Annotated in this window: 8 protein-coding genes; 2 read left to right on the top strand and 6 right to left on the bottom strand. The window is 48.8% G+C overall.

What is annotated here, in order from left to right:
• Positions 1–108 precede the first annotated feature (108 nt).
• Together MHB82_RS08930 and MHB82_RS08925 are read right to left on the bottom strand one after the other, a co-directional pair.
• Positions 109–528, bottom strand: a complete 420-nt coding sequence (locus MHB82_RS08930; protein WP_164764308.1) for a DUF350 domain-containing protein — start codon at positions 526–528, stop codon at positions 109–111.
• A gap of 70 nt (positions 529–598) precedes the next feature.
• Positions 599–2965 carry an endonuclease MutS2 gene (locus MHB82_RS08925; RefSeq protein WP_341174486.1) on the bottom strand — a complete coding sequence of 789 codons (2367 nt, stop codon included), beginning with the start codon at positions 2963–2965 and terminating at the stop codon, positions 599–601.
• A gap of 188 nt (positions 2966–3153) precedes the next feature.
• Between MHB82_RS08925 and MHB82_RS08920 the strand changes: the two genes are divergently transcribed.
• Both MHB82_RS08920 and MHB82_RS08915 read left to right on the top strand, forming a co-directional pair.
• Positions 3154–3519 carry a phage holin family protein gene (locus MHB82_RS08920; protein WP_095288311.1) on the top strand — a complete coding sequence of 122 codons (366 nt, stop codon included), beginning with the start codon at positions 3154–3156 and terminating at the stop codon, positions 3517–3519.
• 248 nt (positions 3520–3767) lie between these two features.
• The gene (locus tag MHB82_RS08915; protein WP_095359111.1) at positions 3768–4157 is read left to right on the top strand and encodes a cytochrome C oxidase subunit II; all 390 of its coding nucleotides are present in this window, start codon (positions 3768–3770) and stop codon (positions 4155–4157) included.
• A 101-nt stretch (positions 4158–4258) separates the two neighbouring features.
• On the opposite strand, the gene MHB82_RS08910 is transcribed toward MHB82_RS08915, so the two are convergent.
• From MHB82_RS08910 to abc-f, 4 genes are all read right to left on the bottom strand, one after another.
• The gene (locus tag MHB82_RS08910) at positions 4259–6967 is read right to left on the bottom strand and encodes a hypothetical protein (protein WP_341174485.1); all 2709 of its coding nucleotides are present in this window, start codon (positions 6965–6967) and stop codon (positions 4259–4261) included.
• A gap of 138 nt (positions 6968–7105) precedes the next feature.
• Positions 7106–9559 (bottom strand): phenylalanine--tRNA ligase subunit beta, encoded by a 2454-nt coding sequence (pheT, locus tag MHB82_RS08905; RefSeq protein ID WP_341174484.1) that lies wholly within the window; start codon positions 9557–9559, stop codon positions 7106–7108.
• A gap of 69 nt (positions 9560–9628) precedes the next feature.
• The gene (gene pheS, locus MHB82_RS08900; protein WP_341174483.1) at positions 9629–10663 is read right to left on the bottom strand and encodes a phenylalanine--tRNA ligase subunit alpha; all 1035 of its coding nucleotides are present in this window, start codon (positions 10661–10663) and stop codon (positions 9629–9631) included.
• Between the two features lie 410 nt (positions 10664–11073).
• Positions 11074–12978: a ribosomal protection-like ABC-F family protein gene (gene abc-f / locus MHB82_RS08895; protein ID WP_341174482.1), complete on the bottom strand. Its 1905-nt coding sequence runs from the start codon at positions 12976–12978 to the stop codon at positions 11074–11076.
• Between the last annotated feature and the right edge of the window lie 537 nt (positions 12979–13515).

Below are 13515 nucleotides of genomic sequence, written 5' to 3'. Positions count from 1 at the left end.
TTATACAATCTTATTGTCAGGTGTTCATGACGTATATGACACCGATAGCAAAAAACACAATGGAAGCCGCAAACAAAATTCGTATCAATATCTTCATGCCAGGTCCCCCTACATGATGCTCGCGCCGATGACAAATGACAACGAGACAGAAATAATCATGGATATCAAGCCCACTGCCCGGTTATCCCGCTCAATTTCCTTGTCAATGGAGAATACCGGTGTCAGAAACTCAAACAGAAAATAAGCAATCAGCAGTAGAGCAAAGCCCACAAACGACCATGTCATGGCTTCATAGACAGAAGACTTGGCCTGTATGCAGAATCGAAGCACATTGCAGATTCCGAAGATCTTGCCCCCCGTAGCCATGGCAACAGCCACATTGCCTTTCTTGATCTCATCCCAACATTTGTATTTGGTTACAAGTTCAAAACAAGCCAGAAACACAAGCAGCTCCATTATGGCTACCGAGAAAAACCCGAGTACCATCCCCAAGGGATGAGACAGCAATTGGTCAATCGTCCCTTTCACTCACTGTTCCCCTTCCCAGTTCCACTGCCCCTCTCACCTCGCAGTGGAACACCGTTGTTTCAAGGTCCGGCTATTCCAATTCTGCAACAGTTACGCCGTTTCCGCCTTCTCCGTAATTGCCCAGCCGGTAACTTTTAATATGTTTATGCTTACGCAGATAATCCTGAATACCGGAACGCAAAATTCCCGTCCCTTTACCGTGAATAATATAGATCTGACCCAGATTCGCCAGGAAGGCTTCATCGATAAAACGGTCCGTCTCCATCAATGCTTCCTCCAGATTGGTTCCTCGCAGATCCAGTTCACTCTTCACGTTGTCATCACGTGTACGCTTCATGCTAGTGACCGGTTTCTGCTTAGGCTTGACTTCTGGCGCAGATTGCTTCAGTTCGAGATCATCCAGGGATACTTTCATTTTCATAATCCCCAGCTGTACTACAGCTTCTTTGCTGCCCGATAATTCCACGACATGCCCTTTTTGGTTCAAGCTGTACACATGCACTTCATCCCCTGGGCCGATCGCCCGGGTTTTTGGTGCTGATCCCGTGCGCTTCACTGTCTTTTTACGTCTCTCCGGTTCAGCTTCATCCAGCTGTTTGCGGGCAGCAATCAGCTTATGTTCTTTCACGGATGCGCCTTCCTCCATCGCAAGCTGACGCAGGTCCGCAATAATTTTCTCAGCTTCGGCTCTCGCCTTGTCCACGATGTTACGAGCATCTTCCTCTGCTTTTTCAATCCGTCGTTCACGCTGCTGTTCCAGCTTCTCGAGTTCGGACTGGTGACGGCTCCGCAATTTCTCCATATCCTGACGGAGACGCTCCGCATTTTCCCGTTCCTGCTCAGCTGTAAGCCGGTTTTCTTCCAGAGAAGCAATCATGTGTTCGACACGTTGATCCTCTTCCTTCACTTCACCACGAGCATAATCGAGAATGTATCCGGGCAAACCAAGGCGCTCAGCGATAGCAAACGCGTTGCTTCGTCCCGGAACACCGACCAGTAAACGGTAGGTCGGGCTTAGTGTATTCACATCAAACTCCATGCTGGCGTTAATGACACCTTTGCGTTCATAAGCATAAGCTTTCAGCTCACTGTAGTGTGTTGTCGCTACCATGCGGCATCCTGTCTGATGCATATGTTCCAGAATGGAGATTGCGAGTGCAGATCCTTCAGCAGGATCCGTTCCTGCACCAAGCTCGTCAAGCAGCACCAGACTTTTAGTAGTCATATTTTTCAGAATCCGGATAATGTTCGTCATATGGCTGGAGAACGTACTTAGATTTTGCTCAATGCTCTGCTCGTCCCCAATATCGGCATAAATTGCGTCAAATACACAGAGCTGACTACCATCTTCAGCAGGAACGAACAAGCCGGACATCGCCATCAGGCTTAGTAATCCAATTGTTTTGAGTGTTACGGTTTTACCACCCGTATTCGGCCCCGTCACAATAATGGATGTATAATCATTGCCCAGTTCAATGTCGGTCGGCACCACATTTTCGATAGCAATCAGCGGGTGACGCCCTTTTTTGAGCTTAATAAACCCACGATCATTCATGCGCGGCAAGGTGGCTTTTAATTCACGAGCATGCCGTGCTTTGGCGAAGATAAAGTCCAGAGAGCCCAGCAAATCGACATCATACAACAGCCACTCACCCTGCTCACTGACAAGCGCTGTCAATTTCTGCAAAATCACTTCAATTTCGCGTTCTTCCCGGATTCGGGTCTCACGCAATTTATTGTTCATCGCTACGATGGACTCTGGTTCGATAAACAGCGTGGCTCCTGAACCGGACTGATCGTGTACTATCCCGCCGAAGTAAGAGCGGTATTCCGCTTTTACCGGGATAACGAATCGGTCTCCACGAATGGTGATCAGCTGGTCCTGAAGCATTTTCGATACGGTTGAGGAACGGATCATGGAGTCCAGTTTCTCACGGATTCTGGCTTCTCCCCCGCGCAGTTCACGCCGGATCTGGGCCAAAGTTACACTGGCACTATCCGCCACTTCTGCATTGTCATCAATACAGACGCGAATCGCGTCTTCCAGTGCTTTTTGCTCCGACAGCTGATCGCTGATAAAGAACAGGGAATCAATCTTCTCATCTTCGTGTAGAGCGGCAATCTGGCGTTTCAAGCGGCGAGCAGCCAAGGTTGTATTGGAAATCCCGAGAAGTTCATGCGGATTCAGGGTCCCTCCAATTTCGGCCCGTTTCACGGATGCCGTGATGTCCACAATGCCTCCAAAAGAAGGCGACCCTTTCAGACGATCAAAAGTGAAGGCTTCATCGGTTTGTTGGAGCAACCGTTTTACTTCTTCCAATTCACTGATGGGTTCCAGTTGTTCCGCTTTCTTCTTACCCATGGTTGTTTGGGCATAGCTTTGCAATGTATTTAAAATTTTGCGGTATTCCAGTGTGTGTAAAATTTTCGTGTCCAAGTGTACAACTCCTTCCAAACTATATCTGTATTATAACGAAAGAAACTTTACTGCGCTATTTAACGAATCCTTCCACACATAAGTTTTGACATCATGCCGCAAACTACAGGTGTCAGGATTTTGCAACCTCTCCATGTGTGATGGTTCCAAATGCATAATCCGATCTGAACTTAAAGGAGGTAAACACGTTGAACTTCTTGGGACATGTCGTTCGTTTTATCATCGCTGCAATCGTATTGATGGTTGTCAGCTGGATCGTTCCCGGATTCGCTGTCGGTGGTTTCTGGAGCGCTCTGCTGCTTGCTCTGGTTATTGCGCTGCTCGGCTGGATCATTGAAGGCGTCTTTGGCAAAAGGGTCACTCCTTTTGGCCGCGGAATCGTCGGCTTCATTGTCAGTGCATTGGTGATCTGGCTTGGTCAATATATTGTTGACCATGTCGAAGTTAGTTTGCTTGGCGCTATTCTTGCTGCATTGGTGATTGGGATTATCGATTTGTTCATTCCGGTATCCACACCTTTTGAAGCAGGACGAAGCTCCAAGAATAACAACTAAGAAGCATCTAATCATGCAATTGCATGCAACACCTGCGATTTCTCCTTCAACCTCTGATGGCCATATGCCAGATGAGGTTTTTTCATTTCCATAACCTCTCAATCAATCCTCAAGATTAGAGAGAAAATCCTACTGACTAATCTTCAAAAAAACGACATAGCCTTCATGTACAGGCCTTACCATTTTGCGGTATGATGACTTGAGAAATAATTAAAATTTCATCTATATCATGCTTAAGGAGGCTCATGATGAAAAAAACTATGGCTTGGCTTGCAGCCTGCATGTTAATTCTGGTGCTCGCCGCTTGCGGAGGAAACAAGCAATCAGCAGACTCGGGCAGCAGCGGTGAATCCGATGCAGGCGTAACCGCTAGCGAGGAACTCGTCATTAAAGCGAGCAACTATGAATTTGACCAACCGGAATACCATCTTAAAAAAGGGGTTCCCGTTAACATTGTTTACGAAAACGTCAATGGTAATCATGGCATTCTCGTTCCGGAGCTGAATCTTCAGCTGGACACCAAAAACAGCTCTAAAGTCATTACCCCTGACAAGGTTGGAGAATTCGAGATGTCCTGCTCCGTGTTCTGTGGAAGTGGACATAGCAGCATGATCTCCAAAATTATTGTCGAAGAATAAGCCCCAAGACAATGAGCCCCCGTAATGACGGGAGCTCTTTCTGTATTATAACAAATTGTACAATCGTACGATGCCCATGATTTAGTGATGATCTGATGCCCTTAGGTCTGATCCTGTTCAATCAATTCGATCCATTCGTTATATTCCGTCTGCAATTTCGTATATTCATCCCGCAGCTGGCGATACTCCATGTTCAACTGCTCTGCCTTCTCCTGCTCCATTTCGCGTTCAACCTGCAGCAGTCGAAGCTGATTCGCAGCGAGTTCGTAGCGCTCACCAATCTCCAGCAGTTCATTTTCCATCGTTTGTTTCTCTTCTATAGCTTCGTTACGGAGCTTATCAAGCTGCTCACGCTCCTGTTCTAGCGCCTCTACCTTTTCAACACTGGCTGCACTTTCCTTCTGCCAGACATTCAATTCATTTTCAAGCAGGTTCCAGCGTTCCTGCCAGGATTGCTCCTGTACGGCCCATTCATCTGCACGACGCTGCCAGACCTGGTCCTGCTGCTCGGCTTGTTCCACACGAGAGAGTAACCGAGTTTCCTGCTCCTTTAACTCATCCAGTTGTGAGATAAGCTCTTCCTGTTTTGCAGACAATTCTTCATGCTTAATCTGCCATTCAAGTGCTTCTTCCTCTGTCTGTGCAAGCAAGTTTCTTTGTTCTGCGATTTGCTCAGTTAGCTTGGCAGCATGCTCGCCGGATGTTACAATTGCTTGTTCCAGTGCCTGCTTTTCCTGATCCAGTTCAGCAAGTTTGCGCGTGTGATTTTCCTCCCGCTGCAATGCATCCCCATAATCGTTGCGGATTTGTTTATAGGATTCCTGAAGTTGGTTTAGTTCTTCACGGATCCGGTTCAGCTCCTCTTCAAGCTGTTCGCGCTCCTGCTGCACACGACTTGCCTGCTCGTTATAGCGATTCGCTTCTTCTCTGTACCCGCGAGCTTCTTCCTTAACCACGGTTAATTCATCATGAAGGGACTGTACACCAGACTCCAGTGTTTCATTCTGTTCTGCTGCCTCAAGCACCTGAGTCTCCAGCTCTCCCATTTCGACAAGGCGCTGTTCGGCCAGGTCTTTCCATGATTTTTCGCTTTCGGTAAGCGTACTGATTTCATTTTGCAATGTACGTACGGCAGCGTGAGCCTGCTCCAGAACTTTCTGCAATCTACGCTGTTCATTCTCGGACTTCTCTTCGGCTTCACGAAGCTTCTGAATATCTTTTTCAAGCAGTCCATGCTGCTCCTGTACTTTCCGAAGCTGTGCTGCAAGGGAAGTTTCTCTCTCCACCGTCTCGTTGTATTGTCGTTTCCATTCCTGCTCCGTTTCACGAGACTTTTGCAAAGCAATTTCCGTTTCACGCAGCTGCTCTTGGAGCTGGGTACTGTCTTCCTTCAGCTGCCCCAACTGCTGTTCAAGTTCCGTTATGCGACGAGCCTGAACTTCCTGATCCTGTTTGCGCTGCGCTTGTTCCTTGCGCAATGCATCCTGCTCAGCGCGTTCCTGCTGGAGCTGCTGTTCCTGATCGGCAGCCACTTCCAGTGCCTCTTCAAGCTGCTTGCGTATATCATTAAGCTGGTTCTCAATTTCCGCTACACGACTCTCGGCTTGTGTGCGCTCGTTTTCCAGCTGCTGCAGCAGTTTCCCGCGTTCTTCCTGTAGTTTGGCCTCAGCATTAGCTGCGGTTTCTGTGAACTGAGAAGCTGCCTCGGCTTTTACTTGTTGCAATTGCTCCTCATAGGCTGCTTCTTTTTCCATCCATTCCAATTCGGCCTGTTCTGAAGATTCGTGGAAATCGGCTTTCAGCTTTTCGATCTCTATTAAGTGTTCCTCTTTCGTTTGTTGTAGCTGTGATGCCCGCTCTTCCTGGACCTTGCCAAGCTGGAATCTTAATTGCTCGGCTGCCTGCTGCTTCGCCTCTTGTAAACGCTGATCCGTTTGGGATTGAAGTTCACGGTATTGAAGCTCGGCCTCTTCCTGAACCTTCTTCAATTGACTCTCAGCCTGTTCCAATTCGGACAAAATCGCAGCCTCGGCTTCTTCTTTGGCTGCTTGCACCTGCTGTGCGGCTTTTGCCTCGATTTTCTGGCGTTCTGCGACAGCACGACTCTCCGCTTCCTTAATCTGGGCTGCTGTCTTATCCTGCAGTTCCTTGTACTGTCCTGCGGCCTTCGCCTGGCTCTGCTGCAATTCGGCTGCAGCCCGTGCCTGTACTTCCTTCAGCTCCGCAGCTGCCTGAGCCTGAGCCTGTTTAAGCTGGTTGGCCGCCTTCTCTTCTGCTTCTTTCAGGCGCAATTTCATCTTCTCTTCAGCTTCCTTCAGCTCCGCAGCAGTCTGTGACTGCAACTTTTGTTCACGGGCTGCAGCCTGACTTCGTTCCTGCTCAAGCAATGATTTCAGCTTGTTTACTTCATCCTGCTTCTCGGATTGCAGCTTCGCCACGGCCTGCTCTGCCTCAGTCTTCTGCTTGGTCGCTTCAGCCAGCGCCTGATCACGACGCTCCAGCTCCTGCTGATGTTCACTTTGAATTGCATTTAGCCTGTTCAATTCATTTCGAAGTTCTGTCCGTTCACCAGTCAGCATTTTCAGTTCATTACGGATCTCCTGGGTCTGAAGAGACTGCTCAGCCATATGTACAGCCGCCAGTACCGCAATACGCGGGGTATCCAGACGGGAATGGTTCTTGGAAATTGCGCTCATGCGCTCATCCACCAGATTAGCTACTTGTTTCATATAGTCGGCACTGCTGCCAACCAGTTTATAGGAAGTCCCGTAGATCTCTACGGTGACGCGTGTACGATCAGGTGTAGTCACAGTTGTGCCCTCCTTCAAGTCTGTATGTTGATTCTAAGCTGTAATGACAAAAAAGTCACATCGATCCTCTAATGCTAAGGATTCGATGTGACTTCAAGCAATTCCTGCTAATTGTTGTTCAAAAAATTGGCTTCTGTTCTATTTGCGCAATTCTGCTCCGAATTGCTCCTCCAGACGGGCAACCACACGAGCATGAACCTCGGTGATTTCCTCGTCCGTCAGCGTACGCTCGCGGTTGCGATACACAAGCGCCATCGCCACACTCTTCTTGTCTTCACCCAGTTTGCTGCCTGTGAACACATCGAATACCTGTACGGTTTGAAGCAGCTCTCCTGCAGCCTCACGAATCGAGCTGAGCATGGCTCCTGCTTCAATGTCTTTGCTTACGACTACGGCAATATCGCGTTCAACAGCCGGGAAACGCGGAAGCTCACGGTAACGGATATCCACGTCTGCTTCACTATAGATTGCCTCAAGAGCAATCTCTGCGATATACACATCGTTCAGATCATATTGTTGTTGAAGTTCAGGATGCAATTGACCCATGGTACCGATCAATTTACCTTCACCGCCGTCCTTATCTTCCAAATACACGGAGGCAGAACGTCCCGGATGGAACCCTTCCGGACTGTTTGCAACAAGACGAATGCGTTGTTCCAATCCAACATAGGAGAACAGGTTCTCAAGTGCACCTTTCAGATCGAAGAAGTCCACTTTTTCTACCCCTACATTCCACTGCTGAGCGGCACGGTTACCTGTAAGCAGCAAGCTCAGGACCGGAATTTCATGCGGCTGCTTCGTCAGCTTCTCTTCTTCAGTGAAGAACACGCTGCCCACTTCGAATACAGCAAGTGAATCCTGCTTCCGGTTCATGTTGTACACTGCTGCATCCAGCATTTGCGGCAGGACGCTTGTGCGAAGCACGCTGCGATCCTCACTCATAGGCATAGCCAGCTTCACAGCCTTGCTTCCTTCAGTCAATGCCGGGAACAAGGACGCTTTATCCGGATGTACAAAGGAGTAGCTAATCATTTCCTGCCATCCGCTGCCTGCGAGCAGTCCACGAATGGTACGACGCATTGCCTGTGAGCGTGTGTAGGCTCCTGGTGTTGTTGGTCCTTCAATCAATGTGGTTGGAATGTTGTCATATCCATACAAACGGGCAATTTCTTCAAAGAGATCTACGTCGCGAGTAATATCGCCTCTGCGCGTGGGTACTTCCACATCAAGCAATCCTTGTTCAGCATCGCCGCATGCAAAGTGCAGACGAGCAAAAATGGTTTTCACCTCAAGCAATGAAAGGTCAGTTCCCAGATAACGGTTCAGTCTGTCGAGTGACAGCTGGATAACAACCTTCTCTGCCACCTCGGCTCCAGCTTCCACAATGCCCTGGTGTACTTGGCCTTCAGCATAGCGCTGAATCAATTCAGCCGCACGGTCCAATGCCGTGATAACAGCCCCCGGGTCAACTTCCTTCTCAAAACGCATGCTAGCTTCGGAACGCAGCCCCAATTGGCGCGACGTTTTCCGAACCGTTCCGCCGTCGAACTTGGCGGACTCGAGCAGCAGATTGACTGTGCCTTCCGATACCTCGGAATTCTCGCCACCCATAACACCCGCAATGGCTACCGGTTTCACGCCATCGGTAATCAGCAGCATATGCGTTTCCAGCTTACGCTCCTGACCATCCAGGGTCACGATCGTTTCGCCTTCCTTAGCCATGCGTACTTCAATATGACCTTTTTCCAGTTTATCTGCATCAAAGGCGTGCAGCGGTTGACCGTACTCCAGCATCACATAGTTCGTGATATCTACGATGTTGTTAATTGGACGGACACCAGCAGCCATCAGACGGTTTTGCATCCAGAGCGGAGAAGGCCCTAGTTTGATGTCTGTTACATAACGTGCAGCATAGTGACTGCATTGTTCCTGCGCCGTGATTTCCACCGAGATATGATCTGCAGCAGCATCACCGACTTCAACCAGCTGTTCTTTCGGATTAGGCAGCTTCACTTCACGACCCAGAATGGCCCCAACTTCATAAGCTGCACCGCGCATGCTCAGACAATCGGAACGGTTTGGTGTCAGGTCCAGTTCAAGCACATGATCGTCCAGACCAAGCACCTGGCTGATTGGTGTGCCAATTTCCGTTTGCTCCGGCAGGACAAGAATGCCTTCCTGCTGATCTTTAGGAAGCAGCTTGTCGTTCATGCCGAGCTCTTTTGCAGAACAGATCATGCCAAGTGAAACGACGCCGCGCAGCTTGGCTTTTTTGATATCCAAACCGCCAGGGAGCTTCGCTCCAACCAGGGCTACGGCTACCTTTTGACCCGCATCCACATTTTTCGCACCACATACGATCTGAAGATCCTCTTCCTGACCGGCGTCAATGATGCATACGTTCAATTTGTCCGCATCCGGGTGCTTCTCCTTGCTCTTCACATACCCTACAACCACTTTGTTTACGCCCTGGTTGCGGTTCTCCACTACATCAATTTCGATCCCTGCACGTGTAATTTTCTCTGCCAGTTCCTGTGGCGTCACACCTTCAAGGGCAATATAATCAGACAGCCAATCTGTCGATACTCTCATGGACGTTCACTTCCTTAATCTATAAATTGGTTTAGCTAACTTGCCTTTAGCGCTTGCTTATTGTAAAGTTTACAGCCGTCCGAATTGCTTCAGGAATGCCATATCACTGTTATAGAAATGACGAATGTCGTCGATACCGTACTTCAGCATCGCGATACGTTCTACCCCCATACCAAAGGCGAAACCGCTGTACTTCTCAGGATCATATCCACCCATTTCCAGCACCTTCGGATGAACCATTCCGCCGCCCAGAATTTCAAGCCATCCGGTTTGTTTACATACTCGGCAGCCACTGCCGCCGCATTGTACACAGGTTACATCCACTTCAGCACTTGGCTCGGTGAACGGGAAGAAGCTTGGACGCAGACGAATTTCAGTGTGAGCACCGAACATTTCACGCACAAATTGCAGCAGTGTACCCTTCAAGTCGCTCATGCGAATGTTTTCGCTGATGACCAGACCTTCAACCTGATTGAACTGGAAGGAATGCGTAGCATCATCATCATCACGGCGGTATACTTTACCCGGGCAAATGACTTTGACAGGTACTTCCCCTTTCATTCTTTGCATGGTCCGTACTTGCACCGGAGACGTATGGGTACGCATCAACAGGTCTTCTGTTACATAGAAGGAATCCTGCATATCGCGAGCCGGGTGATTCTTCGGCAGATTCAGTGCTTCAAAGTTATAGTAATCCATTTCCACCTCAGGACCTTCCGCTACGCGATATCCCATGCCGATGAAAATATCTTCGATTTCCTGCACCACTTTAGTTAGTGGATGCAGACCGCCTTGACGTCCACGACGTCCTGGCAGGGTGACATCAATGGTCTCGGACTGAAGACGCTTCGCCGTCTCTTCCTTCTGGAACTGCTCCTGCTTGCTGTCGATGACTTCCTCAATGGCACCGCGAACATCGTTGGCCACTTGCCCGATTACGGGACGTTCCTCTGCACTAAGTGCACCCATGCCACGCAGAATTTCGGTCAATGCACCCTTTTTCCCCAAATACTTCACACGCAGATCACCAAGCGTCTGCGGATCGTTCACGCCGGACAATTGTTCCAGCGCTTCAATCTTCAATGCTTCTAAACGTTCTTTCATGTGTAATTGCCCCCTTTATGTGGTGTTAATGCAACAAAAAAAGGCCTTTTCTCCCCAAAAGGGACGAAAAGACCGTGGTACCACCCTTGTTAGACATCCGGTGCTGACTGGCCCTTCCGGCCTGCAACACGTCTGTCTCACTCTGTACGGAATAACGACCGTTAACCGTTTGCCCCTACTGCTGAGCCTCAGCAATTGCTGCCAAGTCAAGTTCAGGGAACCGCTTCGGAGTGAATTTCGGCAGCCTTGTTCTACAGAAACGCTCTCAATCTACGGCGCTTCCTCCCTGTCCAGAGGCACTGCTTACTTGTCTCCATCATCACGTTTGTTAATGAAATTAAACCTATATCGACGTATTTATCGATGATCGTTCATAATTATATGCAAATTCAATCGAAATAGCAAGCCAGTCAATCATCTATTTTTTTGCTCACATCCTTCCGCCTAAGCTGAATTAACCGCTCTTGAATGTCACGGATCTCAGCGGCTTCCGCAGCTCGTTCTTCAACAGCTTCCGGATGGGCAAGGATATCTAAGCCCGCATTGCTCATGGGAGATAGCAGTTCGGACAGTCGCATTTCCAGGCGTAATCGTTCATCATCCGATTCCCGCTGGCCAAGTGAAGAATCTCGGAGTTTTCTCGACTCTTCCCAATCCAGAACTCCTCCTTCAAATACCGTAGCCTTCCCTCCTGGCTCCAGATCAAGCAAGCGGTTTGCCAGCATTTTGGTCAGCATTCGGTCATGAGACACAAGTACCAGAGCACCCGAAGCCTGTTTTAATACATTCTCCATCACTTCCTGGGTATCAATATCCAGATAGTTTGTCGGCTCATCCAGAACCAGCAAGTTCGCACCGCCAAAGTATAATCTCAAAAACGCAACTCTGCATTTCTCTCCCATACTCAGGTTCCCGATGCGCTTGAATACATCCTCTCTGGTAAATAGAAAACATCCCAGAATGGTTCGGGCAGCACTCTGAGTCATGGATGGGAGACTGAGCAAGCTGTCCAGCAGAGTCTGATTCTCGGGAAGTCCCTCAAGCTCTTGAGAAAAGTAACCGATCTTCAGCTGTGGATGCCTTCTCACCACCCCCTGCTCTGGTTCAAGTTCACCAATCATCAGCTTCAGCAGGGTCGTTTTCCCCGTACCATTCGGTCCACGTGCGGCAAGCCGGTCCCCTCGCCCGACGGCAATTCCCAGATTGTGAAATAACGGATGTCCCTCCGGATATGCGAAGCTGACGTCTCTCATTTCAAGCAGCTGGCGTGCCGCTAACGTGTCAACTTGTAATTCCATGTTTAGCTTGACTGCATCGCGAGGTTTCTCTACCCGCTCATTCTCCAGCCGTTCCAACTGTTTCTGTTTTGCATGGTAACGCGAAATGTTTTTGTTGGCTTTGGCTTTGTAAAAGCTCTGAGTGATCTTAACCTCCACGTCCGTTGCTGAATTGTGGGCCTTATGGAACCACTCCTGATAATTGCGAATGGTCTCTTCAAGCGCTTTGCGTTCCAGTTCCTGTTTGCGGTATAGGGTTTCCTGTTCTCGCCGTTCCCTCTCCTTATGAACTTTGTAGTCAGAATATCCGCCTTTATATTTGTTGAGCGCTTGCGGACTAAACTCAATGACACCTGTTGCTACCTGATCAATAAAGGTCCGGTCATGTGAAACAAAGAGCAGCGTGTCGGTGTAATTGGATAGCCATTCTTCGAGCCATCGCATGCTATCCTCATCCAAATGATTCGTCGGTTCATCCAAAATAAGAAATTTGGGTTTGCTGACCAGCAGTCCTGCCAGCCTTGCCTTGGTTTTTTGTCCACCACTCAAGGAGTGATAGGATCTGTTCCAGTGCTCCGAGCTTAAACCCAGACGGGTCAACACCTTTTCCACCTCGGTCTCCCACATGTAGCCGTTCAGCTGCTCATATTGCTCCATGGCTACGGTATAGGCTTCAAGCAGCCGCTGCTCATCTTCTCTCCCGCTCATGCCCATACGCCGTTCCAGTTCTTCCAACTCACATTTCACTTCATAGATCCGGCCACTTTCCTTCCGTACTGCATCCAGCACCTTCATACCTGGGTCAATTTGAGAGCGTTGACGCATGAATCCCCACTCCTTCTGCGGGACGTGGCGCTCAATATGTCCGCCTCCCTCCTCTTCCCCTAAAATGATGCGTAACAATGTGGTTTTACCGCATCCATTGCGACCGAGAATCGCAAGCCGCTCACCTTCGTTAATTTCCAGATTTAAACCTGCAAACAATTCCATCCCGTTCCATTCTTTTGATACTTCATGTAGGCGTACCAATGTCATCATAAGACTTCATCCTTCCTGCGTTAAAAATCAAATTCATCCCGTGCTTTTTCGAGATGATATTTTTAATCTTGATCACGCAGAGCTGCCTCGGCCCGCAGGAAACCTTAGACATCATTTCCTGAACAAAAAAACCGCTGGCATCCGCCGGCGGTCTGGCAATTCAGGTTTGGATAAAGCGTCAAAAAACAAGCACAAGGTACACCCAGGTATGACAAATAAACACCCAAGAAGGGTACACAAGCCACAATACTCGGCTCACACACACCTGATCCCATAGCTGAATTTGGACACACGAATCCCCTCATTGCTCAGCCGCTTCGGCTGACTGCGTCATACATCTTCTGCAGTTACTGGGGTTCAATTCTTGTGTCTTACTTCATGGGACGTGTGGTTACCTCTCATTCATGTGAAGTATCAATTTCTCCGTTATTGTACCAGAAGTTGGGGAAATTGCAAAGCTTTGAATGAATGTAAAAAAGAAAATACTGCGCTTTCATCACTTTGAGTAAAAAAAGAAAACCCTCTTGTGATGAACAA

The sequence above is a fragment of the Paenibacillus sp. FSL K6-2862 genome, assembly GCF_038005125.1.
In the GTDB taxonomy this organism is placed as follows: Bacteria; Bacillota; Bacilli; order Paenibacillales; family Paenibacillaceae; genus Paenibacillus; species Paenibacillus illinoisensis_A.
This window is presented reverse-complemented; position numbering and strand designations above follow the sequence as displayed.